Origin of the sequence: Kitasatospora sp. SolWspMP-SS2h (assembly GCF_003259315.1) — a bacterium.
Classification (GTDB): domain Bacteria; phylum Actinomycetota; class Actinomycetes; order Streptomycetales; family Streptomycetaceae; genus Kitasatospora; species Kitasatospora fiedleri.
The window spans coordinates 107436-131403 of sequence record NZ_QLLT01000022.1 but is presented as its reverse complement, the minus strand read 5'-3'; the positions used below and the strand labels follow the sequence as shown (position 1 = coordinate 131403).

Annotated in this window: 21 protein-coding genes, 1 tRNA gene and 1 pseudogene; 20 read left to right on the top strand and 3 right to left on the bottom strand. The window is 72.7% G+C overall.

From position 1 onward, the window contains the following. Window positions 1-3: 3 nt before the first annotated feature. Window positions 4-75, top strand: a tRNA-Val gene (locus K353_RS25665). 77 nt (window positions 76-152) lie between these two features. Here K353_RS25665 and K353_RS25660 read toward each other — a convergent pair. Beyond that, window positions 153-926, bottom strand: a complete 774-nt coding sequence (locus K353_RS25660) for an exonuclease domain-containing protein (protein ID WP_111555899.1) — start codon at window positions 924-926, stop codon at window positions 153-155. Between the two features lie 259 nt (window positions 927-1185). Here K353_RS25660 and thrS point away from each other — a divergent pair, with 259 nt between their 5' ends. Together thrS and K353_RS25650 are read left to right on the top strand one after the other, a co-directional pair. After that, window positions 1186-3165: a threonine--tRNA ligase gene (gene thrS, locus K353_RS25655; RefSeq protein WP_111555898.1), complete on the top strand. Its 1980-nt coding sequence runs from the start codon at window positions 1186-1188 to the stop codon at window positions 3163-3165. 82 nt (window positions 3166-3247) lie between these two features. Continuing rightward, the gene (locus K353_RS25650) at window positions 3248-3805 is read left to right on the top strand and encodes an HIT domain-containing protein (protein ID WP_035860128.1); all 558 of its coding nucleotides are present in this window, start codon (window positions 3248-3250) and stop codon (window positions 3803-3805) included. 68 nt (window positions 3806-3873) lie between these two features. Here the strand turns inward: K353_RS25650 and K353_RS34520 are convergent, their stop codons facing one another. Then, a complete protein-coding gene (locus K353_RS34520; protein ID WP_158585486.1) occupies window positions 3874-5517 on the bottom strand; it encodes a hypothetical protein in 1644 nt (547 codons plus the stop codon). A 190-nt stretch (window positions 5518-5707) separates the two neighbouring features. Between K353_RS34520 and K353_RS25640 the strand changes: the two genes are divergently transcribed. Continuing rightward, on the top strand, window positions 5708-6130 hold the full coding sequence (locus tag K353_RS25640; RefSeq protein WP_111555897.1) for a thiol-disulfide oxidoreductase DCC family protein: 423 nt from the start codon (window positions 5708-5710) through the stop codon (window positions 6128-6130). Between the two features lie 12 nt (window positions 6131-6142). Here the strand turns inward: K353_RS25640 and K353_RS25635 are convergent, their stop codons facing one another. After that, entirely contained in the window at window positions 6143-8164 is a 2022-nt protein-coding gene (locus tag K353_RS25635) for an elongation factor G (protein ID WP_111555896.1), read from the bottom strand. Window positions 8165-8292: 128 nt separating this feature from the next. Here K353_RS25635 and pgsA point away from each other — a divergent pair, with 128 nt between their 5' ends. The 16 genes and pseudogenes from pgsA to K353_RS25555 all read left to right on the top strand — a co-directional run. Further along, window positions 8293-8949: a phosphatidylinositol phosphate synthase gene (pgsA, locus tag K353_RS25630; RefSeq protein ID WP_111555895.1), complete on the top strand. Its 657-nt coding sequence runs from the start codon at window positions 8293-8295 to the stop codon at window positions 8947-8949. Continuing rightward, the gene (locus tag K353_RS25625) at window positions 8946-9851 is read left to right on the top strand and encodes a phosphatidylinositol mannoside acyltransferase (protein ID WP_233533832.1); all 906 of its coding nucleotides are present in this window, start codon (window positions 8946-8948) and stop codon (window positions 9849-9851) included. The genes pgsA and K353_RS25625 overlap by 4 nt, the downstream gene beginning before the upstream one ends. Beyond that, window positions 9848-11023, top strand: a complete 1176-nt coding sequence (locus tag K353_RS25620; protein ID WP_111555893.1) for a glycosyltransferase family 4 protein — start codon at window positions 9848-9850, stop codon at window positions 11021-11023. Before K353_RS25625 ends, K353_RS25620 begins: the two co-directional genes overlap by 4 nt. Before the next feature lie 28 nt (window positions 11024-11051). Beyond that, window positions 11052-11414, top strand: coding sequence for an isomerase (locus K353_RS34515; RefSeq protein WP_158585485.1), 363 nt, complete (start codon window positions 11052-11054; stop codon window positions 11412-11414). A 19-nt stretch (window positions 11415-11433) separates the two neighbouring features. Continuing rightward, complete coding sequence (locus K353_RS25610) at window positions 11434-11979, top strand: hypothetical protein (RefSeq protein WP_100835292.1); 546 nt, start codon at window positions 11434-11436, stop codon at window positions 11977-11979. Window positions 11980-12131: 152 nt separating this feature from the next. Continuing rightward, window positions 12132-13043: a pyridoxal 5'-phosphate synthase lyase subunit PdxS gene (gene pdxS / locus K353_RS25605; RefSeq protein WP_111555892.1), complete on the top strand. Its 912-nt coding sequence runs from the start codon at window positions 12132-12134 to the stop codon at window positions 13041-13043. 107 nt (window positions 13044-13150) lie between these two features. Then, window positions 13151-13762 carry a pyridoxal 5'-phosphate synthase glutaminase subunit PdxT gene (pdxT, locus tag K353_RS25600; RefSeq protein ID WP_111555891.1) on the top strand — a complete coding sequence of 204 codons (612 nt, stop codon included), beginning with the start codon at window positions 13151-13153 and terminating at the stop codon, window positions 13760-13762. 98 nt (window positions 13763-13860) lie between these two features. Then, on the top strand, window positions 13861-14616 hold the full coding sequence (locus K353_RS25595) for a YebC/PmpR family DNA-binding transcriptional regulator (RefSeq protein WP_014134592.1): 756 nt from the start codon (window positions 13861-13863) through the stop codon (window positions 14614-14616). 111 nt (window positions 14617-14727) lie between these two features. Next, a complete protein-coding gene (ruvC, locus tag K353_RS25590) occupies window positions 14728-15375 on the top strand; it encodes a crossover junction endodeoxyribonuclease RuvC (RefSeq protein ID WP_111555910.1) in 648 nt (215 codons plus the stop codon). A gap of 87 nt (window positions 15376-15462) precedes the next feature. After that, on the top strand, window positions 15463-16074 hold the full coding sequence (gene ruvA, locus K353_RS25585; RefSeq protein WP_111555890.1) for a Holliday junction branch migration protein RuvA: 612 nt from the start codon (window positions 15463-15465) through the stop codon (window positions 16072-16074). Between the two features lie 114 nt (window positions 16075-16188). Next, window positions 16189-17274, top strand: a complete 1086-nt coding sequence (gene ruvB, locus K353_RS25580; protein ID WP_233533831.1) for a Holliday junction branch migration DNA helicase RuvB — start codon at window positions 16189-16191, stop codon at window positions 17272-17274. 181 nt (window positions 17275-17455) lie between these two features. Continuing rightward, window positions 17456-17839 (top strand): preprotein translocase subunit YajC, encoded by a 384-nt coding sequence (gene yajC / locus K353_RS25575; RefSeq protein WP_233533830.1) that lies wholly within the window; start codon window positions 17456-17458, stop codon window positions 17837-17839. Window positions 17840-17986: 147 nt separating this feature from the next. Then, window positions 17987-19774 carry a protein translocase subunit SecD gene (gene secD / locus K353_RS25570; protein ID WP_111555887.1) on the top strand — a complete coding sequence of 596 codons (1788 nt, stop codon included), beginning with the start codon at window positions 17987-17989 and terminating at the stop codon, window positions 19772-19774. A gap of 3 nt (window positions 19775-19777) precedes the next feature. Continuing rightward, a complete protein-coding gene (gene secF, locus K353_RS25565) occupies window positions 19778-20890 on the top strand; it encodes a protein translocase subunit SecF (protein WP_111555886.1) in 1113 nt (370 codons plus the stop codon). A 20-nt stretch (window positions 20891-20910) separates the two neighbouring features. After that, a complete protein-coding gene (locus K353_RS25560; protein WP_111555885.1) occupies window positions 20911-21465 on the top strand; it encodes an adenine phosphoribosyltransferase in 555 nt (184 codons plus the stop codon). Window positions 21466-21650: 185 nt separating this feature from the next. After that, a pseudogene (locus tag K353_RS25555) lies at window positions 21651-23945 on the top strand (bifunctional (p)ppGpp synthetase/guanosine-3',5'-bis(diphosphate) 3'-pyrophosphohydrolase); the annotation flags it as partial. Window positions 23946-23968: the final 23 nt, after the last annotated feature.

Genomic DNA, 23968 nt, shown 5'->3' with positions numbered 1-23968 from the left:
CCCGGGCGATTAGCTCAGCGGGAGAGCACTTCGTTCACACCGAAGGGGTCACTGGTTCGATCCCAGTATCGCCCACCGAGCACCGACCGCAGGCCCCGACCACACCGTCGGGGCCTGCGGCGTTTCCCGGCCCGACAGCTTCCGACGGCATGTCAGGCCGCCAACCCGCAGGCGTGGCCCGGCTCCAGGCGCGCACCGCAGTGGCAGCGGGCCGGGCGCATCGGCCAGGCCGTGTCCACCCGCTCCGGGGTGCCCGAGCGCTCGAACCAGCGCTCCAGTCCGCGCGCCTGCGCCGCGTGCCACACCGCCTGCCGCAGGTGCAGCTCGGCCGGCGACAGCCCGCCCAGGTGCGCCGCGTGCCGGACGGCCACCGCGCGCACCAGCTCCATCGCGGCCCGCGCGTCCGCCGCCGCGTCGTGCGCGCCCACCAGCTCGACGCCGTAGTGCGCGCACAGGTCGGCCAGCGTGCGCCGCCCCTTGCGGTAGCGGTCGAGCTGCTTGTCCAGCACCCGCGGATCGAGCACCAGCAGCTCCGCGCCGCCCAGCACCTCCGGCAGCGAGCCCGCCCCGTGCCGGCGCAACTCCCGGTCCAGCAGCGTCAGGTCGTACGGGGCGTTCATCACCACCAGCGGCACGCCCGCCCGGGACTGCTCGGCCAGGGCCAGCGCCACCTCCACCGCGACCGCCCGCGGCGGCCGGCCGTGGGCCCGGACCTGCTCGTCCGAGATGCCGTGCACCGCGCGGGCCGGTTCCGGGATCGGCACCCCCGGGTCCGCCAGCCAGGTGCGGACGGCGGCCTCCCGGCCCGGTGCGGGCTGCACCACCAGGGCGGCCGAAACGATTCTGTCCCGCTCGACGTCCACACCCGTGGTCTCGGTGTCGAAGGACGCCAGCGGACCGTGGTACCAGGAACGGAGCTGCTGCATGACGCCCCCTCAGACGCCGCACGGTCCTTGCCCGGCGGCCGCTGCCACCGAGGACCGGTGCAGCGGCAGCGCCGTGCAGGAGTGATACCGCACTTGACGCGCGGCCAACCGTCCCGACGGCCGGATCGTCGCGGAAAGTGACCGGATGGCCACGCCGTCCGCGAACGGGCCGTGGCGACGGGCACGCGGCCCGGCTCGGTACCATGCACGGTGCAGCGGTTCCGCTGCGCCACGGTAGCCAGAACGTCAGGAGAGACCGGTGACGGACGTCCGGATCATCATCAACCGCGAACCCGATCGGGAAGAGCGCGTGGTGACCACGGGCACGACGGCCGCCGAGCTCTTCGCCGACGACCGCGCCGTGATCGCCGCCCGGGTCGGCGGCCAGCTCAAGGACCTCGCCTACGCCGTCCGGGACGGCGACGAGGTCGAACCCGTCGTGATCTCCAGCCCCGACGGCCTCGACATCCTGCGGCACTCCACCGCCCACGTGATGGCCCAGGCCGTCCAGCAGGTCTTCCCCGAGGCCAAGCTCGGCATCGGCCCGCCCGTCCGGGACGGCTTCTACTACGACTTCGACGTCGAGAAGCCGTTCCACCCGGACGACCTCAAGACCATCGAGAAGAAGATGCAGGAGATCATCAAGCGGGGGCAGCGCTTCTCCCGCCGGGTGGTCACCGACGAGGCCGCCCGCGAGGAGCTCGCCGGGGAGCCCTACAAGCTGGAGCTGATCGGCCTCAAGGGCTCGGCCGCGACCGCCGGCGAGGGCGCGGACGTCGAGGTCGGGGCCGGCGAGCTCACCGTCTACGACAACGTCGACCCGAAGACCGGCGAGGTCTGCTGGGGCGACCTCTGCCGCGGCCCGCACCTGCCCAGCACCCGGCACATCCCGGCGTTCAAGCTGATGCGCTCCGCCGCCGCGTACTGGCGCGGCAGCGAGAAGAACCCCATGCTGCAGCGCCTCTACGGCACCGCGTGGCCCTCCAAGGACGAGCTGAAGGCGCACCTCGACTTCCTGGAGGAGGCCGCCAAGCGCGACCACCGCAAGCTCGGCAGCGAGCTCGACCTGTTCTCCATCCCGGAGCAGATCGGCTCCGGCCTCGCCGTCTTCCACCCCAAGGGCGGCATCATCCGCCGCACCATGGAGGACTACTCGCGCAAGCGGCACGAGGAGGAGGGCTACGAGTTCGTCTACACCCCGCACGCCACCAAGGGGAAGCTGTTCGAGACCAGCGGCCACCTCGACTGGTACGCCGACGGCATGTACCCCCCCATGCAGCTCGACGAGGGCACGGACTACTACCTCAAGCCGATGAACTGCCCGATGCACAACCTGATCTTCGACGCGCGCGGCCGGTCCTACCGCGAACTGCCGCTGCGCCTGTTCGAGTTCGGCACCGTGTACCGGTACGAGAAGTCCGGCGTGGTGCACGGCCTGACCCGGGCCCGCGGCTTCACCCAGGACGACGCGCACATCTACTGCACCCGCGAGCAGATGGCCGAGGAGCTGGACCGCACCCTCACCTTCGTCCTCGACCTGCTGCGTGACTACGGCCTGAACGACTTCTACCTGGAGCTGTCCACCAAGGACCCGGAGAAGTTCGTCGGCAGCGACGAGGCGTGGGAGGAGGCCACCGCCGTGCTGGCGGCCGTGGCCGAGAAGCAGGGCCTGCCGCTGGTGCCGGACCCGGGCGGCGCGGCCTTCTACGGCCCGAAGATCTCGGTGCAGGCGCGCGACGCGATCGGGCGGACCTGGCAGATGTCGACCATCCAGCTCGACTTCAACCTCCCGGAGCGCTTCGAGCTGGAGTACACCTCGGCGGACGGCTCGCGGCAGCGGCCGGTGATGATCCACCGGGCGCTGTTCGGCTCGATCGAGCGGTTCTTCGCGGTGCTGCTGGAGCACTATGCGGGCGCGATGCCGCCGTGGCTGGCCCCGGTCACGGTGACCGGCATCCCGATCACCGACGAGCACGTGCCGTACCTCCAGGAGGTCGCGGCGGAGCTGAGGAAGCACGGGGTCCGGGTGGACGTGGACACCTCGGACGACCGGATGCAGAAGAAGATCCGCAACGCCCAGAAGACCAAGGTCCCGTTCATGCTGATCGCGGGCAACGACGACGTCGAGGCCGGGGCGGTGTCGTTCCGGTACCGCAGCGGCGAGCAGAAGAACGGCGTGCCGAAGGCCGAGGCGATCGCGGAGATCGTCGAGGCGGTGCGCAGCCGGGTGCAGGTCTGACCGCTGCGGAGCTGACGCGGGTGCGGGGCGGTCTCCTCCGGGAGTCCGCCCCGCACCGCTCTGTTCGCGGGCCGCGGCGCTTATGCTGGCGGGCATGACCAGTGAGCCGGAACTGCAGCGGGGCGTGGGGGAGCCGGACGGCTTCCGTCGCCTGTGGACACCCCATCGGATGGCGTACATCCAGGGCGAGAACAAGCCCACCGGGCCGGCTCCCGACGACGGTTGTCCGTTCTGCTCGATCCCGAAGCTGAGCGACGAGGACGGGCTGATCGTGCAGCGGGGCGAGTCGGTGTTCGCGGTGCTGAACCTGTATCCGTACAACGGCGGGCACTTGATGGTGGTGCCGTACCGGCACGTCGCGGACTACACCGAGCTGGACGGGCCGGAGACGGCGGAGCTCGGGGAGTTCACCAAGAAGGCGATGACGGCGCTGCGGGCGGCCTCGGGGGCGCACGGGTTCAACATCGGGATGAACCAGGGGGCGGCCGCGGGGGCGGGGATCGCCGCGCACCTGCACCAGCACGTGGTGCCGCGCTGGGGCGGGGACACCAACTTCATGCCGGTGGTGGGGCACACGAAGGTGCTGCCGCAGCTGCTGGCGGACACCCGGAAGGTGCTGGCCGAGGTGTGGCCGGCCTGACCGGTCCGGGACGCGGACAGGGGCGTGCGGGAGGGTTCCCGTACGCCCCTGTCCGCGTCCCGGACCGGTCAGCCGGCGTCGTACTTGTCGGCGCGGAACGGGCGGGCGCCCTGGATCTCGCTGCGCAGCATGTTGGAGCGGTTGGCGATCCGGTCGGTGGCGACGTCGTGCTCGTCGAGGAACTCGATGACGGCGGCGTGGATGATGCCGAGGACCGGGCTGGGCAGGTAGATGGTGTCGTCGGACTTGTAGCGGCTGTTCCAGGTCGGGTCGGCCCAGGCCTGGCGCAGGCAGAGCGGTTCGGGGAAGGAGATGCCGCCGCCGAGCCACTTCAGCAGGCCGGGGTGCTTGTGGAACGGGGCGCGGACGGCCTGGCGGACCACCTCGGTGTCGTTGACGACCGGGAGCTGGACGGTGCGGGTCTCCCAGAAGCGGAGCGTCTTGGAGACGTCCCTCTCGGGGGTCTTCGGCTTGCCGGTGAAGTAGCCGTTGATCGGGCCGAGGGTGTGCGGGGTGACGTGGATCTGCAGGTTCTGCGCCAGGACCATCACGTTGATCACGATGGTGGAGACCAGCTGGCCCTTGTGCAGGACGAACTGGACAGCGATCCGGTGCCGGGTGTCGGAGCCGAAGCTCTGCTTGCTGGCGAGCTCCTGGACGGCGAAGTCGCGCATCCGGTCGCCGTCCATGTCGGGGCCGGAGGGGCGGCCGATCTCGTCGGCGCCCTCGCCGGTGTCCAGCACCACCCAGTGGCTGATCATCGGCTTGGGCAGGCCGCCGTTGGGGACCTCGCTGCTGCTCAGGCCGGAGAGGCGGTCGGCGATCCGGCGGGTCAGGTCGGCGACGTGGAAGACCCGGAAGTCGGGGTGGCCCTCGGCGGGGCGGAGGTCCTCGCGCAGGGACCACTCGGCCCAGCGGGCGCCGATGCCGAGGATGCCCTTGGGCCCGGCGTAGTGCTGGATGTTGGTGTTCTGCTCGGCGCTGAGTCGGTCCAGGCCGGCCTTGAGGGTGTTGGCCTGCTTGTCGAGGTGGTCCTTGGGGACGGCCTTAGGGACGATGGCGGCGACCGGGCTGCCGCCGACCAGGTCGCCCCAGCGGGCGCGCTGCTGGGCGACGCTGTCGACCACGGTGCGCTTGGCGAGGTACCAGCCGACGACCGGGCCGAGCATCACGATCCGGAAGTAGAGGCCGAGGACGCCGTGGAACGGCGGCCAGAACGCCAGGACCAGCGTCAGACCGAAGACGAGCAGCATGACCAGGGTGCCGAGGAAGCCGTCCAGGCCGCCGGACTTCTTGCCGCCGAGCCAGGCGCGGACCTGGTAGGCGCCCAGCCAGACCAGGGTGCCGGGCAGGAACAGCAGGCCGAACAGCAGGCTGAGGCCGGAGAGTTTGCGGTCCCGGGCCTCGCGGAGGTCCTGGGCGGCGAGGCAGTGTTCGACGACCATCCGGACGTCGGTGCCGTGCGAGGGGACCAGCGGTTTGCGGCCGCCGCCGAGGGTGCGGTCGATCAGGGCGCGGCTGAACGCCTCGCCGGCGCTGGGGCGGAACAGCTCGAACTTGCCGTCCTTGACCGCGACGCCGGTCAGCGCCTCGAGTTCCCTGACGTCGCCGGTGCGGTAGGCGGCGGAGGAGAACGCCTGGGTGACCGCGGTCTGGTTGCCGACGTCCGTCCGCGGTACCTGCGCGCCCGGCGTCATGTCGAGCTGAGTCACCTGTGCAGCTCCTTCTCCCCTGATCGATCTGCGGCAGGTTACCGTGCGGCGGCGGGGCTGTGCGGATCATCGGCTGATCCTGGGTCACATATCGGCCGCGCGCGGCCGTTCCGGGGACATGGTGCCCCGTGCGAGCGGGTTCGACGCCCCCGGTTTGTCGGCCGGTGCCGCGGGGGTGGAGGATCGCGGCATGACGAGTGCGTACGCACCGGGCCCGGTGCTGGTTTTCGACGGCGACTGCGCGTTCTGTTCCAGCTGCGTGCGGTGGGCGGAGCGCTATCCGCGGCAGAGCCTGTCCTCGGCGGGGTGGGAGGCGGTGGCGTTCCAGTTCGCGGACCTGGCGGCGCTGGAGGAGTTCACCGGCGGGGAGGTGACGGCGGAGCGGGCGCGGCGGGAGGTGCTGTGGGTGACGCCGGACCGCCGGGTGCACGGCGGGGCGCAGGCGGTGGCGCGGCTGCTGATGCGGTCGGGCGGGCTGTGGGCGTGGGCCGGCGGGGTGCTGGCGCTGGCGCCGGTGCGGCCGGTGGCGGACGCGGTCTACCGCTGGGTGGCGAGGAACCGGGACCGGATGCCGGGCGGCACTCCGGCGTGCGCGCTGCCGCGGCGTTCCTGACCGGCCGCGCGGTCAGCCGCCGGTGTGCCGCGCGGCGAGGTGGGCGGGCATCGGGGCGTGCCGCCGGTAGGCGCGGGTGAACTGGCCGGTTCCGTGCGACAGCGAGCGCAGGTCGAGCGGGTAGCGGGCGAGTTCGAGCGCGGGGACCTCGGCGCGGACCAGGCTGAGGCCCTCGCCGCCGATCTCGGTGCCCAGGACGTGTCCGCGCCGGGCGGAGAGGTCGGCGAGCACGGCGCCCTGGTACTCGTCGGGGAGCAGGACGCGCACCTCGTCGACGGGTTCCAGGACCGCGACGGCGGTGTGGTCGGCGGCCTCCTTGAGGGCGAGGGCGGCGGCGGTCTGGAAGGCGGCGTCGGAGGAGTCGACGGAGTGCGCCCTGCCGTCGGTGAGGGTGACCTTGACGTCGGTCACCGGGTGGCCGCGCAGGCCGCGGGCGAGCTGGGCGCGCACGCCCTTCTCGACCGAGGGCACGAAGTGGCGGGGGACGGCGCCGCCGACGACGCGGTCGACGAACTCGAAGCCGCCGCCGGGCAGCGGTTCGACGGTGAGGTCGCAGACGGCGTACTGGCCGTGGCCGCCGGACTGCTTGACGTGCCGGCCGTGGCCGTCGGCGGGGGCGGCGAAGGTCTCGCGCAGGGCGACCTCGTAGGGGACGGTGTCGATGTGGACGCCGTGCCGGGCGGTGAGGCGGTCGAGGGTGACGGCGAGGTGGGCCTCGCCGGTGCACCACAGGACGAGTTGGCCGGTGTCGGGGTTCTGCTCGACCCGCAGGGCCGGGTCCTGGGCGGCGAGCCGGCCGAGGGCCTGGGAGAGCCGGTCGTCGTCGGCCTTGGAGCGGGCCCGGACGGCGGTGGGGAGCAGGGCCTCGGGCAGCGGCCAGGGCGGGAGCACGGTGCGGCCGGGGCGGTCGGTGGTGAGGGTGTCGCCGGTGCGGGCGGCGGTGAGCCGGGTGACGGTGGCGAGGTCGCCGGCGACGGCCTGCGGGACGGGGCGCAGTTGGCGGCCGAGCGGGCTGTGCGGGGCGGTGAGGTGTTCCTCGGTGCCGTCGGGGAGGTGGGCGGTGGTGTCGGGGCGCAGGGTGCCGGCGAAGACCTTGAGCAGGCTGAGGCGGCCGAGGTAGGGGTCCTCGCCGGTGTGCACGACCTGGGCGGTGACGGGGGCGTCCGGGTCGGCGGCGGGGAGTGCGTCGGTGCGGTCGGCGGGGGAGGGGAAGGCGTCGGCGACCAGGTCGAGCAGGGCGTCGCAGCCGGTGCCGTCGGGGGCGGTGGCGAGGACGGGGTGCAGGGTGCCGGCCAGCAGTTCGCGGCGCAGGCCGGCGGTGAGGGCGGCGGTGTCGAGCCCCTCGCCGTCGAGGTAGCGGGCCAGCAGGGTGTCGTCCTCGCCGGCCAGGGCCTCGACCAGGCGGGCGCGCTCGGCGGCGAGGTCGGGGGCGTCCCCGGGGGTGCCGTACACCCGGCCGGTGAGCAGGTCGGTGACGCCGTGCAGGTGTCCGTCGCGCAGGTCGACGTGGTGCAGCGGGCGGACGGTGTCGGGGGTGCCGAGGGTCTCCTGGAGCATCCGCAGCACGTCGTCGAGGCGGACCCGGGCGGTGCCGAGGTGGGTGAGGACGACCGCGCGGGGGAGGCGGGCGTCCGCGCAGCGCTGCCACAGGTCGCGGACCGGGCGGGGGACGTCGGGGTCGGCGGCGGAGTGCACGAACAGGGCGGCCTCGGCGGCGCGCAGGGCGGCCTGGAGCTCGCCGGCGAAGTCGGCGTAGCCGGGGGCGTCCAGCAGGTTGACCTTGAGTCCGCGCCAGGGGAGCGGGAGGAGCGCGAGCTGGACGGAGCGCTGCTGCCGGTGCTCGACGTCCTCCCAGTCGGCGGCGGTGGTGCCGTCGGGGACGGTTCCGGCCCTGGTCAGGACGCCGGCGGTGCGGGCGAGCGCTTCGGCGAGGGTGGTCTTCCCGGCTCCGCCGGCCCCGACCAGGGCCACGTTGCGGAGCCGGTCGGGTCGGTCGGCGGGCGGTGCGGGGGTGTGGGCCGTCCGGTCCGGCATGGCTGGCCTCCTGCCGCTCGATCAGCGTGGATACCATTGTCCGGCCGGGCGGGTGCATTCGCGCGGCCGCCCGGCGGGGCATGCGGCCCGCGGGTGCCAATCCGAGGAGCGGAGCGGACCGGAAGGCCATGCTCAACAAGTACGCGCGTGCCTTCTTCACACGTGTCCTCACCCCGTTCGCGGCGATGCTGCTGCGGTGGGGTGTCAGTCCGGACGCGGTCACGCTGATCGGTACGGCCGGTTCGGTGGCCGGCGCGCTGGTGTTCTTCCCGCGCGGGGAGTTCTTCTGGGGCGTGATCACCGTCACGCTGTTCATCTTCTCCGACCTGGTGGACGGCAACATGGCCCGCCAGGCGGGCCGCTCCAGCAAGTGGGGCGCGTTCCTGGACTCGACGCTGGACCGGGTCGCCGACGCGGCGATCTTCGGCGGTCTGGCGATGTGGTACGCCGGGGGCGGGGACGACGACCTGCTGTGCGCGGTGTCGGTCTTCTGCCTGGCCAGCGGCCAGGTGGTGTCGTACACCAAGGCGCGCGGCGAGGCGCTGGGCTTCCCGGTGAACGTCTCGGGGCTGGTCGAGCGGGCCGAGCGCCTGGTGATCAGCCTGACCGCGGCCGGGTTCGCGGGCCTGCACAAGTTCGGGGTGCCGTACATCGAGTGGTTGCTGCCGATCGCCCTGTGGGCGGTCGCGGCGGGCAGTCTGGTGACGGTGGCGCAGCGGATGCTGACGGTGCGCCGGGAGTCGGCGGAGCTGGAGGCGGCGGCCGCCGCCGAGGGGGTCAAGTGAGGGAACGGTTGGTCGCCGCGGCCTACGCGGCCGGGTGGGCGGGGTTGAAGCACCTGCCCGAGCCGGTGGCCCGCGGCCTGTTCGACACCATCGCCGACGTGGCGTGGCGGCGGCGGGGCAAGGGGGTGCGGCAGCTGGAGGCCAACCTGTCGCGGGTCCACCCGGACGCGGACGCGGCCCGGCTGCGGGAGCTGTCCCGGGCCGGGATGCGCTCCTACCTGCGGTACTGGCGGGAGTCGTTCCGGCTGTCGACCTGGAGCCGGGAGCGGATCGCCGGTGCCATAACGGTCAAGGGCCTGGAGCAGCTGAACGAGGCGATGGCGGCAGGCCGCGGCGCGGTGCTGGCGCTGCCGCACATGGGGAACTGGGACCTGGCGGGCGCGTGGATCGCGTCCGCGGGCGGGTTCCCGTTCACCACGGTCGCCGAGCGGCTGAAGCCGGAGTCGCTGTTCGACCGGTTCGTGGCGTACCGGGAGAGCCTGGGGATGGAGGTGCTGGCGCTGACCGGCTCCGACGTCTCGGTGGTCGGGACGCTGGCGCGGCGGCTGCGGGAGGGGAGGCTGGTCTGCCTGGTGGGCGACCGGGACCTCTCCGAGGCGGGCGTCCAGGTGGACTTCTTCGGCGAGCCGACCCGGATGCCGGCCGGTCCGGCGGCGCTCGCCCAGCGGACCGGGGCGGCGCTGTTCCCGGTGTCGCTCTGGTACGACGGGCCGCTGCTGCGGGCCGAGGTGCACCCGGAGGTCCGGCCGTCCGGGGAGGGGTCGCGGCAGGAGCAGACCGCCGCGATGACCCAGCGGATGGCGGACGTCTGGGCGGAGGCGATCCGCGAGCACGCGGTGGACTGGCACATGCTGCAGAAGCTGTGGCTGGCCGACCTCGCCCCGCGGCAGGTGCGGTCGTGAGGATCGGCGTGGTGTGCCCGTACGACTGGGACGTGCCCGGCGGGGTGCAGTTCCACATCCGGGACCTGGCGGAGCACCTGATCCGGCTCGGGCACGAGGTGTCGGTGCTGGCCCCGGCGGAGGACGACGGGGCGCTGCCGCCGTACGTGGTCTCCGCGGGGCGGGCGGTGGCGGTGCCGTACAACGGGTCGGTGGCCCGGCTGAGCTTCGGCATCCTGTCGGCGGCCCGGGTGCGGCGCTGGCTGCGCGAGGGCCGGTTCGACGTGCTGCACGTGCACGAGCCGAACTCGCCCTCGCTGTCGATGCTGGCGGCCTGGGCGGCGTCCGGTCCGATGGTGGGGACGTTCCACACCTCCAACCCGCGCTCGCGGGCGATGATCGCGGCCTCGCCGATCCTGCAGCCCGGCCTGGAGAAGATGTCCGGCCGGATCGCGGTCTCCGAGTACGCCCGGCGCACCCTGGTGGAGCACCTGGGCGGCGACGCGGTGGTGATCCCGAACGGCGTGGACGTCCGGTTCTTCGCGGACGCCGAGCCGGAGCCGCGGTGGCGGGGCGGCGCGGCCGAGGGCGGGCCCGGCGGCACCATCGGCTTCATCGGCCGGATCAACGAGCCGCGCAAGGGCCTGCCGACGCTGCTGGCCGCGCTGCCGCGGATCCTGGCCGAGCGCCCGGGGGTGCGGCTGCTGGTGGCCGGCAAGGGCGACGAGGAGGAGGCGGTGGCGGGCCTGGCGCCCGAGGTACGGGCGCAGGTCGAGTTCCTGGGCATGGTGTCGGACCGCGACAAGGCCCGGCTGCTGCGCAGCGTCGACCTGTACGTGGCGCCGAACACCGGCGGCGAGTCCTTCGGCATCATCCTGGTCGAGGCGATGTCGGCGGGCGCCCCGGTGCTGGCCAGCGACCTGGACGCGTTCCGCCAGGTGCTGGACGGCGGCGCGGCCGGCGAGCTGTTCCCGGTCGAGGACGCGGACGCGCTGGCGGCCGCGGCGGTCGGGCTGCTGGGCAGCCCGGAGCGGCTGCTGGCGCTGCGCGAGGCCGCGTCCCGGCACGTGCGGCGCTTCGACTGGGAGACGGTCGGCGCCGAGGTGCTCTCGGTGTACGAGACGGTCACCGACGGGCGGCCCCCGGTGGCCGAGGTCGAACCGTCCGGCCGGCGTCCGCGTCCGAGCCGGTGAACCGCCCCGCCCGGAGAGGGAGTTCCGCATGCCGCTGATCACCGTCGACTACACCGACCGGCTCGCCGACGCCTTCGACCGGCGGGGCTTCGGCCTGGCCCTGAACCGGCTGGCGGTGAAGCTGCTGGACGCCCGGCCGACCGGCTGCACGACCCGGTTCCGCCGGACCGAGGAGGCGGTGGTCGGGGCGGACGCCGAGACCTTCGCGCTGGTCGTGATCGGGTTCGAGGTCTTCCCGGGCCGCAGCGCCGCGGCCAAGGCGGCGCTGGGCGAGGCCGTGCTGGCGGCGCTGCCCGGGTACCTGGGGGCGGAGGCCGGGCCGGTGCAGGCCACCGTCCAGGTCGGCGAGCTGGACCCGGACGGCTACCGCGCGGCGGTCCTCGGGGGCTGAGCCGGTACCGTAGCGCCCCGTGGCTACCTGGATCTGGGCCGTTGCGGCCGTCGCACTCTCCGCCCTCTACCTGAGCTGGACGGCGGGCAGGCTCGACCGGCTGCACGCCCGGATCGACGCCGCCCGGGCCTCGCTGGACGCCCAGCTGCTGCGCCGCTCCTCGGTGGCGGTGGAGCTGGCCACCTCCTCGCTGCTCGACCCGGCCGCGTCGATCCTGCTGCTGGAGGCCGCGCACGCGGCCCGGCAGGCCGAGGACGAGCAGCGCGAGGTGGCCGAGAGCGAGCTGAGCCTGGCGCTGCGGGCGGTGCTGGACGAGCCGGCGCAGGTCGCCGCGGTGCGCGAGGCGCCGGGCGGCGAGGAGGCGGTGCGCGACCTGGTGGAGGCGGTGCGCCGGGTGCCGATGGCGCGGCGCTTCCACAACGACGCGGTGCGGGCGGCGCGGGCGGTGCGCGAGCACCGGCTGGTGCGCTACTTCCGGCTGGCGGGGCGGGCGCCGTTCCCGATGGCCTTCGAGATGGACGACGAGCCCCCGGTGGCGCTCACGCCCGAGGGGGCGCCGGCGTAGGCGCGTAGGCTGGCGGCGTTCCTGCCGCACCGGGTCGCTGGCCTGATTGTCGTATGCCGGGGGCGGCCCTGGACCATGTGGCGTATGGGTCGTGGGGTCTCCGGGCCTACGATAGACCGATAGCACCGGTTCATCCCTGAGTGAGGTCTTACGTGTCCACCACCCCCACTTCCGCTGAGCAGCCCCAGGTCGGCACCGCCCGGGTCAAGCGCGGCATGGCCGAGCAGCTCAAGGGCGGCGTGATCATGGACGTGGTCAACGCCGAGCAGGCGAAGATCGCCGAGGACGCCGGTGCGGTCGCGGTCATGGCGCTGGAGCGCGTTCCGGCCGACATCCGCAAGGACGGCGGCGTGGCCCGGATGTCCGACCCGAACATGATCGAGGAGATCATCGGGGCGGTCTCCATCCCGGTGATGGCCAAGTCCCGGATCGGCCACTTCGTCGAGGCCCAGGTCCTGCAGTCGCTCGGCGTCGACTACATCGACGAGTCCGAGGTGCTCACCCCGGCCGACGAGGTCAACCACTCCGACAAGTGGGCCTTCACCACCCCCTTCGTCTGCGGCGCCACCAACCTGGGCGAGGCGCTGCGCCGGATCGCCGAGGGCGCGGCCATGATCCGCTCCAAGGGCGAGGCCGGCACCGGCAACGTGGTGGAGGCCGTCCGCCACCTGCGCCAGATCAAGAACGAGATCGCCAAGCTGCGCGGCTTCGACAACAACGAGCTGTACGCCGCGGCCAAGGAGCTGCGCGCCCCGTACGAGCTGGTCCGCGAGGTCGCCGAGCTCGGCAAGCTCCCGGTCGTGCTGTTCTCGGCCGGCGGCGTGGCCACCCCGGCCGACGCCGCGCTGATGCGCCAGCTCGGCGCCGAAGGCGTCTTCGTCGGCTCCGGCATCTTCAAGTCGGGCGACCCGGCCAAGCGCGCCGCCGCCATCGTGAAGGCCACCACCTTCTTCGACGACCCGAAGATCATCGCGGACGCCTCCCGCAACCTGGGCGAGGCCATGGTCGGCATCAACTGCGACACCCTGCCGGAGACCGAGCGCTACGCCAACCGCGGCTGGTAGTCGGCCGACGCACGCCCCGCGCGTCCGGCCCGCCGCCACCGGGGCGGCGGGCCGGACGCGCGGGGCGTCCCGGATCATCGGTTCGAGAACGAAGAGGTAGTGAGACCGTGAGCACCCCCACCATCGGCGTCCTGGCCCTGCAGGGCGACGTCCGCGAGCACCTGGTCGCGCTGGCCGCCGCCGACGCGCTGGCCCGGCCGGTGCGCCGCCCGGAGGAGCTGGCCGAGGTGGACGCGCTGGTGATGCCCGGCGGCGAGTCCACCACCATCTCCAAGCTGGCGGTGCTGTTCGGCCTGATGGCGCCGCTGCGCGAGCGGGTCGCGGCCGGCATGCCGGTGTACGGCACCTGCGCGGGCATGATCCTGCTGGCCGACAAGATCCTGGACGGCCGGGACGACCAGGAGACCGTCGGCGGCATCGACATGACCGTTCGCCGCAACGCCTTCGGCCGGCAGAACGAGTCCTTCGAGACCGCCATCCCGTTCGCGGGCCTGCCCGGCGACCCGGTCACCGGCGTGTTCATCCGCGCCCCCTGGGTCGAGGCGGTCGGCGCGGGCGTCGAGGTGCTGGCCGAGGTGCCGGCCGCGGACGGCCCGGACGCCCGGATCGTCGCGGTCCGCCAGGGCAACCTGCTGGCCACCTCCTTCCACCCGGAGCTGACCGGCGACCACCGCGTCCACGAGTACTTCGTCCGGATGGTCGAGGCCGCCGGGCGCTGAGCCCCCGCGCGGGCGTGGTGACCGTGTGCCACCTGACGGTGCGGCACCGGTAGGATCTCCCCTGTTCATTTCCCATTGGCGACGAAAAGGAGCTGGCGATGTCCGGCCACTCTAAGTGGGCTACCACCAAGCACAAGAAGGCCGCGATCGACGCCAAGCGCGGCAAGCTCTTCGCCAAGATGATCAAGAACATCGAGGTGGCGGCCCGCACCGGCGGCGGCGACCCCGCCGGCAACCCCACGCTCTACGACGCCATCCAGAAGGCCAAGAAGAGCTCCGTCCCGATCGACAACATCAACCGGGCCGTCAAGCGCGGCTCCGGTGCGGAGGCCGGCGGCGCCGACTACTCGACGATCATGTACGAGGGCTACGGCCCCAACGGCGTGGCCGTCCTGATCGAGTGCCTCACCGACAACCGCAACCGCGCCGCCTCCGACGTGCGCGTCGCGATGACCCGCAACGGCGGCAACATGGCCGACCCGGGCTCGGTGTCGTACCTGTTCAACCGCAAGGGCGTGGTGATCGTCCCCAAGGCCGACGGCGTGGACGAGGACAAGATCCTCGACGTCGTGCTGGACGCCGGCGCCGAGGAGGTCAACGACCTGGGCGAGGCCTTCGAGGTGATGTCCGAGGCCACCGACATGGTCGCGGTCCGCACCGCGCTGGTCGACGCGGGCATCGACTACGACTCCGCCGACGCCAACTTCGTCCCCAGCATGCAGGTCGAGCTGGACGCCGACGGCGCCCGCAAGATCTTCAAGCTGATCGACGCGCTGGAGGACAGCGACGACGTGCAGAACGTCTTCGCCAACTTCGACGTCTCCGACGAGATCATGGCCGAGCTGGACGCCTGATCCCCCGTCCTCCCTCCGCCCGGTGGCTCTCCGCGGTCGCCGGGCGGCGGCGTGTCCGGGGTGTTGTCGGCGGCCGGGGGTAACCTGCGCAGGTCGGAGAGAGGTGTGGCCGTGCGAGTGCTGGGCGTGGACCCTGGGCTGACCAGGTGCGGAGTCGGGGTGGTCGAAGGGCTGCCCGGGCGGCAGTTGGCGATGCTCGGCGTCGGCGTGGTGCGCACGCCGGCCGAGGACGAGCTGGGCCCCCGGCTGCTCGCCATCGAGCAGGGCCTGGAGTCCTGGCTCGACCGGTACTCGCCCGAACTCGTCGCCGTGGAGCGGGTGTTCGCCCAGCACAACGTCCGCACCGTGATGGGTACCGCGCAGGCCTCCGCCGTCGCCGTGCTCTGCGCGACCAGGCGCGGCATCCCGGTCACGCTGCACACCCCCAGCGAGGTCAAGGCCGCCGTCACCGGTTCCGGCCGGGCCGACAAGGCCCAGGTCACCGCGATGGTCACCCGCATCCTCCGGCTGGACGCCCCGCCCAAGCCCGCCGACGCGGCGGACGCCCTGGCGCTGGCGATCTGCCACATCTGGCGCGGCGGCACCACCAACCGGCTGACCGCCGCGATCAAGGCGCACGGCACGGGCGGCGGCTCCTGGCACGGCGCTGCGCGGCAGGAAGGGCCCGCGCCGCAGGACGGGCCCGCGCCGCAGGCGGGCGCCCCCCGAGCGGCGTACGGCAGGGCGCCGGGCCGCTCGCGCAGCTCCCCGCGGCCCTGACGGGGCCAAGAGGTCGAGTAGGTCCGCCGCCCCGCCGGGTGCGGGGCGCGGCAAGCAATCGGAACCGTCGAGAGGAACGACTTCACCATGATCGCCTTTGTGCAGGGGCCGGTTGCGGTGGTGGGGGCCGGGGTGGCCGTGGTGGAGGTCGGCGGGGTGGGGATGGCGGTGCAGTGCACGCCGACCACGCTGGCCCGGCTGCGGGTGGGGGAGGTGGCCCGGCTGGCCACCTCGCTGGTGGTGCGGGAGGACTCGCTGACGCTGTTCGGGTTCGCGGACGACGACGAGCGGGCGACCTTCGAGGTGCTCCAGGCGGCGCCCGGGGTCGGGCCGAAGCTGGCCCAGGCGATCCTCGGGGTGCACTCGCCGGAGGCGCTGCGGGTGGCGGTGGCGGGCGGCGACGAGAAGGCGCTGATCGCGGTGCCCGGCATCGGCAAGGCGAAGGCGGCGAAGCTGCTGCTGGAGTACAAGGACAAGCTCGGCGCCCCGCACGGCACCGTCCCGGCGCAGAAGCCGGTGGCCTCCGGCCCGGCGCCCTGGCACGAGCAGCTGCACTCCGCGCTGGTGGGCCTGGGCTACGCTCCGCGGGAGGCGGAGGAGGCGGTGGCCCGGGTGACGCCGGAGGCCGAGGCGCAGTCGGTGCCGGACGTCGGGGCGCTGCTGCGGCTCGCCCTGCGCGGGCTGAACCGGGCCCGCTGAACCGGGTCCGCCGAGCCGTGCCTGCCCAGCCGGGCCCGCTGAACCGGGCCCGGTGAACCGCCGTAAAGCAATGTGGCGATCCGTCGCCAAGTCGACATGGGGAGCAGTCTTCCGATGAGCCCGTACGAGCCCGAGCCCGTTGACGGCCTGCTGGCGGCGTCCGCCGACGGTGAGGACCAGGCGGTGGAGGCGGCGCTGCGGCCCAAGCTGCTGGAGGAGTTCATCGGGCAGGAGAGGGTGCGCGAGCAGCTCTCGCTGGTCCTCCAGGCGGCCCGCAAGCGCGGGGCGGCGCCGGACCACGTGCTGCTCAGCGGCCCGCCCGGACTGGGCAAGACCACCCTGTCGATGATCATCGCGGCGGAGCTGAACGCCCCGATCCGGATCACCTCCGGCCCGGCGATCCAGCACGCGGGCGACCTGGCGGCGATCCTGTCCTCGCTGACCGAGGGCGAGGTGCTGTTCCTCGACGAGATCCACCGGATGTCCCGGCCCGCCGAGGAGATGCTGTACATGGCGATGGAGGACTTCCGGGTCGACGTGATCGTCGGCAAGGGCCCGGGCGCCACCGCGATCCCGCTGGAGCTGCCGCCGTTCACGCTGGTCGGCGCGACCACCCGGGCCGGGCTGCTGCCGCCGCCGCTGCGCGACCGGTTCGGCTTCACCGGGCACATGGAGTTCTACGCCCCGGCCGAGCTGGAACGGGTGGTGCACCGCTCGGCGGGCCTGCTGGACGTCGAGATCGACCCGGCGGGCGCGGCCGAGATCGCCGGGCGCTCGCGCGGCACGCCGCGGATCGCCAACCGGCTGTTGCGCCGGGTGAGGGATTTCGCGCAGGTCCGGCACGACGGCCTGGTCACCCGGGAGATCGCCGCGCGGGCGCTGGAGGTCTACGAGGTGGACGTGCGCGGCCTGGACCGGCTGGACCGGGCGGTGCTGGAGGCGCTGCTGAAGCTGTTCGGCGGCGGTCCGGTGGGCCTGTCCACGCTGGCGGTGGCGGTGGGCGAGGAGTCGGAGACGGTCGAGGAGGTGGCCGAGCCGTTCCTGGTCCGGGAGGGCCTGCTGGCGCGCACCCCGCGCGGGCGGATCGCCACCGCGGCGGCCTGGCGGCACCTGGGGCTGACCCCGCCGCCGGCGCCCGGCGGTCCGAGGCCGGGCCGGGGCGGGCAGCAGAACGGGCTGTGGGCCGACGGCCAGGCATAACTCGGCCGCCTTATCGGGAGTTTATGTGCATGCCAAGGCTCGCCACTTCCGGCGGCACACTGGCATGCTTGGCGTTGTCCGTTCAGTGCGGGTCGCCTAGACTCCGCCGGACCGCCCCTCTCACCCGACGGGCCGACGTATACGCACTGGTCGCCGAGAGCGGCCGCAAAGGACCCTGGCCGTGAACCTGATCATCCTCATCCTCCCGCTCCTCGCGATCTTCCTGATGTTCCGCTCGCAGAAGAAGCGACAGGCCCAGGCGCAGACCATGCAGTCCGCGCTGCAGCCGGGATCGGGAGTGCGCACCATCGGCGGCATGTACGCGCTGGTGAAGGCGGTCAACGACGAGACGGTCGAGCTGGAGGTCGCCCCCGGTGTGGTGGCCCACTACACCAAGGGCGCGATCGCGGCCGTCCTGGAGCCGCTCGAGTACGACGCGATCATCAACGGCCGCCCCGTCGAGGACGAGGCCGAGGAGGCCGTCGACGCGGATGCCGACGAGAAGCCCCTGAGCCTGTCCAAGGACGAGGCGAAGGCCGACGCCGAGGCTCCCGAGAGCAAGTAGTACGGTCGGGGGCACCCTCGACCAGCGGCATCCGCCGCAAGCCCAACAGGACCTCGTGGGCCGTCGTGCGTCCGCCGCCTTCCGCCCCCGCCAGCGCGGGGCCGGAGGCCGGCCGCCGGGCGGCATGGACAGGGAGAAACGAGCAAGGTGGCAACACCCAAGTCGCGGTCGCGCGACGGATACCCGGGACGGGCGCTGGCGCTCATCCTGGTGGTCACCGTCGGCCTTGTGGCCCTCATGTTCGGGACGGGCAACACCAAGCCCCGTCTCGGTATCGACCTCGCCGGTGGCACCAGCGTCACGCTGACCGCAAAGTCGGACGACCCCTCCGCGGTCAACAAGACCAATCTGAACACCGCGGTCGGCATCATCCAGAAGCGCGTCAACGGCATGGGCGTCTCCGAGGCGGAGGTGCAGACCCAGGGCAATGCCAACATCATCGTCAACATTCCCGACGGTGGTAACACGCAGCAGTCCACCGACAAGGTCGGTGACACCGCCAAGCTCTACTTCCGCCCGGTGCTGGCCGCCGAGCCGTCCGGCGTGGCCCCGCAGCCGGCCGACCCGTCCGCCTCCCCGGACGCCGCCGCCTCCGCCGCCCCGAGCGCGGGCGCCTCGGCCTCGGCCGGTGCCTCCGCCGCCGCGGGCTCCTCCGCCCCGGCGTCCCCCTCCGCGTCCGCCAGCAAGGCCGGCCGCGCCCTCTCCGGCGCGCTCCAGGCCGACCCGACGGCCTCCGCGAGCGCCGGCGCCTCCGCCCCGGCCGCCCAGCCGAGCGCCCCGGCCTCCGCGCCCGCCGCCGACCCGGCCGCCGCGCCCACCCCGGACCCCGCCACCGCCGCGCTCCAGCAGCAGTACGCCGCGCTGGACTGCTCGGTCAAGGAGCAGCGCAAGAACTACCAGACCAGCGACCAGACCGCGCCGGCCCTGGCCTGCTCGTACGACGCGGAGCAGGGCCTCTGGTACAAGTTCGTGCTCGGCGGCGTCGCGGTGAACGGCTCGGACGTCACCAAGGCGCAGGCCGTGTACGACACCCAGACCGGCAAGGGCTGGATGGTCGACCTGTCGTTCAACGACGCCGGCTCCAAGGCCTTCGCCTCCACCACCGGCCAGCTGGCCACCCAGTCCTCCCCGGCCAACCAGTTCGCCATCGTGCTGGACGGCCAGGTCGTCTCCCACCCGTACGTGCAGGAGTCGATCACCGGCGGCAGCGCCGTGATCAACGGCAGCTTCACCTCGGACGACGCCAAGTCGCTGGCGAACGTGCTGAGTTACGGCGCGCTCCCGCTGGACTTCGTGAAGAGCGACGTCACCACCGTCTCCCCGCAGCTCGGCTCCGAGCAGCTGAAGGCCGGTCTGATCGCCGGTCTGATCGGCATGCTGCTGGTGGTCGCGTACTCGCTGGTCTACTACCGCGGCCTGGGCCTGATCTCGATCGCCGGCCTGGTCGTCTCGGGCATCCTGACCTGGTCGATCATGAGCCTGCTGGGCGCGGGCATCGGCTTCGCGCTGAACCTGCCCGCGGTCTGCGGCGCGATCGTCGCGATCGGCATCACCGCGGACTCCTTCATCGTGTACTTCGAGCGCATCCGGGACGAGGTCCGCGAGGGCGCCCAGCTGCGGGCCGCCGTGCAGCGCGCCTGGCCGCGGGCCCGGCGCACCATCCTGGTCTCGGACTTCGTCTCCTTCCTGTGCGCCGCGGTGCTGTACCTGGTGTCGGTCGGCAAGGTGCAGGGCTTCGCCTTCACGCTGGGCCTGACCACCCTGCTCGACGTCGTGGTGATCTTCCTGTTCACCAAGCCGCTGATCAGCCTGCTCGCCCGCACCAAGTTCTTCGCCTCCGGCCACCCGCTGTCCGGCCTGGACCCGAAGCGGCTCGGCGCCCGTCCGCCGCTGCGCGGCTCCCGCCGCCGTCCCACCACGACCCAGGAGGTCTGACCCATGTCGCTCCGCAACATCGGTCACCGCCTCTACCAGGGCGAGGTCTCCTTCGACTTCGTGGGCAAGCGGAAGATCTGGTACTCGATCTCCGCGGTGATCGTCCTGGTGGCCGGCATCGGCCTGGCCCTGGGCCTGCACCTGGGCATCGAGTTCAAGGGCGGCTCGGTCTACACCGTGCACAAGCCCGGCCTGAGCGCCTCCCAGGCGAAGGACACCGCCGACCGGATCATCGGCTCGCACACCGCGCTGGTGCAGACCACGGACAAGGGCGACGTCCGGATCCAGGTCAGCGCCCAGGAGTCGATCCCGGCGACCACCTTCACCAAGGAGTTCTCCGAGGCGGTCGGCGTCCAGGAGAAGGACGTCAACGCCCAGGTGATCGGCCCCTCCTGGGGTGCCGACATCTCCAAGAAGGCGCTGACCGGCCTGATCGTCTTCATGGTGCTGGTCACCGTCTACATGGCGATCGCCTTCGAGTGGCGGATGGCGGTGGCCGCCCTGGTCGCCCTGATCCACGACCTCCTGATCACCATCGGCGTCTACGCCCTGGTCGGCTTCGAGGTCACCCCGGGCACCGTGATCGGCTTCCTGACCATCCTCGGCTACTCGCTCTACGACACGGTCGTCGTCTTCGACACCGTGAAGGAGAACACCCGGGGCCTCACCAAGCAGTCCCGCCGCACCTACAGCGAGGCCGCCAACCACGGCCTCAACCAGACCCTGGTGCGCTCGATCAACACCACGGTGGTGGCCCTGCTGCCGGTCTCCGCGCTGCTCTTCATCGGCGGTGGCCTGCTCGGCGCCGGCACCCTGAACGACATCTCGCTGGCCCTGTTCATCGGCCTCGCGGCCGGTGCCTACTCCTCCATCTGCGTGGCCACCCCGCTGCTCGCGCAGCTCAAGGAGCAGTCCCCGGACATGAAGGCGCTGGCCAAGCGGGTCGCCCAGCGGCGCGCCTCGGAGGCCAAGGCCGCGGCCGAGGCCGAGGCCCGGGGTGAGGACCCCGACAGTGCGGAGGTGACCGGGGACGAGGTTCCGGCCGGTATGGTCGGACAGCGTAACCAGCCGGCCGGCCGCGCCCGAGGCAAGGGCCGGCCGTCCGGCAAGCGCTGACCCTCCGCGAAGGAACCCCCGTGACCTCCACCACCGACCCCGTCCTGTCCGAGCTGCTCAACAGCCGGATCCGGGACGTGCGGGACTACCCGAAGCCGGGTGTCCTGTTCAAGGACATCGCCCCCCTGCTCGCCGACGCCGAGGCGTTCGGCGCGCTGACCCGGGCGCTGGCCGGACGGGCGAAGGAGCTCGGCGCCACCAAGGTGGTCGGGCTGGAGGCGCGGGGGTTCGTGCTCGCCGCGCCGGCCGCGTTCGCCGCGGGCCTCGGGTTCGTCCCGATCCGCAAGAAGGGCAAGCTGCCCGGCGAGGTGTTCTCCCGCTCGTACGACCTGGAGTACGGGTCGGCGACGCTGGAGGTGCAGTGCGACGCGTTCGAGCCCGGCGAGCGGGTGCTGGTGGTGGACGACGTGCTGGCCACCGGCGGGACGATCGCCGCGTCGCTCGACCTGGTCCAGGAGGCCGGGGCGGAACTGGCCGGCGTGGTGGTGCTGATGGAGCTCGGCTTCCTGCCGGGGCGCGCGAAGCTCGCCGCGCACCTGCACGGCGCACCGCTGGAGACGCTCGTCGTGGTGTGACACCGCGCTGTTCGAGGGCCGCCCGGGAACACGACCGTTCCCGGGCGGTTCTCCGTTCGAGGCGGGCGCGCCGCCGCAGGGGGGCGCACTGTCGGTACGATGAAGGTTGATCCGACGTAGGAGTGTCCTTGCCCGACGAGGTTGTGCCCACGGCCGCTGCCGCCAGTTCCCGTTCCTCGCAGGGCGGGATGCGGGCTCGGCTTGCGCGGCTGGGCGGACAGCGCAGTTCGATGGTCAACCCGGTGCTGGAGCCGCTGTTCCGGACGATCCGGGCGAACGACCCCAAGGCCGACCCGGGGCTGCTGAAGGACATCGAGCGGGCGTACGCCGTCGCGGAGAAGTGGCACCGCGGGCAGAAGCGCAAGAGCGGCGACCCGTACATCACCCACCCGCTGGCGGTGGCCACCATCCTGGCCGAGCTGGGGATGGACGCGCCGACCCTGATGGCCGGCCTGCTGCACGACACGGTGGAGGACACCGACTACGGCCTGGAGACGCTCCGGCAGGACTTCGGCGGCTCGGTGGCGCTGCTGGTCGACGGCGTGACCAAGCTGGACCGGGTCAAGTTCGGCGAGGCCGCCCAGGCGGAGACCGTCCGCAAGATGGTCGTGGCGATGGCCAAGGACCCGCGGGTACTGGTGATCAAGCTCGCCGACCGGCTGCACAACATGCGCACGATGCGCTACCTCAAGCGGGAGAAGCAGGAGAAGAAGGCCCGCGAGACGCTGGAGATCTACGCCCCGCTGGCGCACCGGCTGGGCATGAACACCATCAAGTGGGAGCTGGAGGACCTGGCCTTCGCCATCCTCTACCCCAAGATGTACGACGAGATCGTCCGGCTGGTGGCCGAGCGCGCCCCCAAGCGCGACGAGTACCTGGCCACCGTGATCGACCAGGTGCAGGGCGACCTGCGCGGGGCCCGGATCACCGCGCAGGTGACCGGCCGGCCCAAGCACTACTACTCGGTCTACCAGAAGATGATCGTCCGGGGCCGGGACTTCGCCGAGATCTACGACCTGGTGGGCATCCGGGTCCTGGTCGACACCGTCCGCGACTGCTACGCGGCGCTGGGCACCATCCACGCGCGGTGGAACCCGGTGCCGGGGCGGTTCAAGGACTACATCGCGATGCCCAAGTTCAACATGTACCAGTCGCTGCACACCACGGTGATCGGCCCCGGCGGCAAGCCCGTCGAACTCCAGATCCGCACCTTCGACATGCACCGCCGCGCCGAGTACGGCATCGCCGCGCACTGGAAGTACAAGCAGCGCGCGGTGGCCGGCGCCTCCAAGGTGCGCACCGACACGCCCACCCACGGGCGGCAGCACGACAAGGCCGACGCGGTCAACGAGATGGCCTGGCTGCGGCAGCTGCTGGACTGGCAGAAGGAGACCGAGGACCCGAGCGAGTTCCTGGAGTCGCTGCGCTTCGACCTGTCCAGCAACGAGGTCTTCGTCTTCACCCCGAAGGGCGACGTGATAGCGCTGCCCGCGCAGGCCACCCCGGTGGACTTCGCGTTCGCGGTGCACACCGAGGTCGGCTACCGGTGCATCGGCGCCCGGGTCAACGGCCGGCTGGTGCCGCTGGAGTCGACGCTGGAGAACGGCGACGCGGTGGAGGTGTTCACCTCCAAGGCGGAGAACGCCGGCCCGTCCCGGGACTGGCTGAGCTTCGTCAAGTCGCCCCGGGCCCGGAACAAGATCCGCGCCTGGTTCTCCAAGGAGCGCCGCGAGGAGGCGATCGAGCAGGGCAAGGAGGCGATCGCCCGGGCGATGCGCAAGCAGGGCCTGCCGATCCAGCGCATCCTCACCGGGGACTCGCTGGTCACCCTCGCCCACGAGATGCGCTACCCGGACATCTCCTCGCTGTACGCGGCGATCGGCGAGGGCCACGTCGCCGCGCAGGCGATCGTGCAGAAGCTGGTCCAGGCGATGGGCGGCGAGGAGGGCGCGGTCGAGGACCTCGCCGAGACCGCCACCCCCTCGCACCAGCCGCGCGCGATGCGCCGCCGGGCCAAGGGCGACCCGGGCGTCATCGTCAAGGGCGTGGACGACGTCTGGGTGAAGCTGGCGCGCTGCTGCACCCCGGTGCCCGGCGACCCGATCGTCGGCTTCATCACCCGCGGCAACGGCGTCTCGGTGCACCGCGCGGACTGCGTCAACGTGGAGTCCCTCCAGCAGCAGCCCGAGCGGATGATCGAGGTCGAGTGGGCGGCCACCCAGTCCTCGGTCTTCCTGGTCGCCATCCAGGTGGAGGCGCTGGACCGCTCCCGGCTGCTCTCGGACGTCACCCGGGTGCTCTCCGACCAGCACGTCAACATCCTGTCGGCGGCCGTGCAGACCTCCCGCGACCGGGTCGCGATGAGCCGGTTCACCTTCGAGATGGGCGACCCCAAGCACCTGGGCCACGTGCTCAAGGCGGTGCGCGGCGTCGAGGGCGTCTACGACGTCTACCGGGTCACCTCCGCGCGCAACAGGTAGCCGCAGGTCCGGCGGCCCCGCGG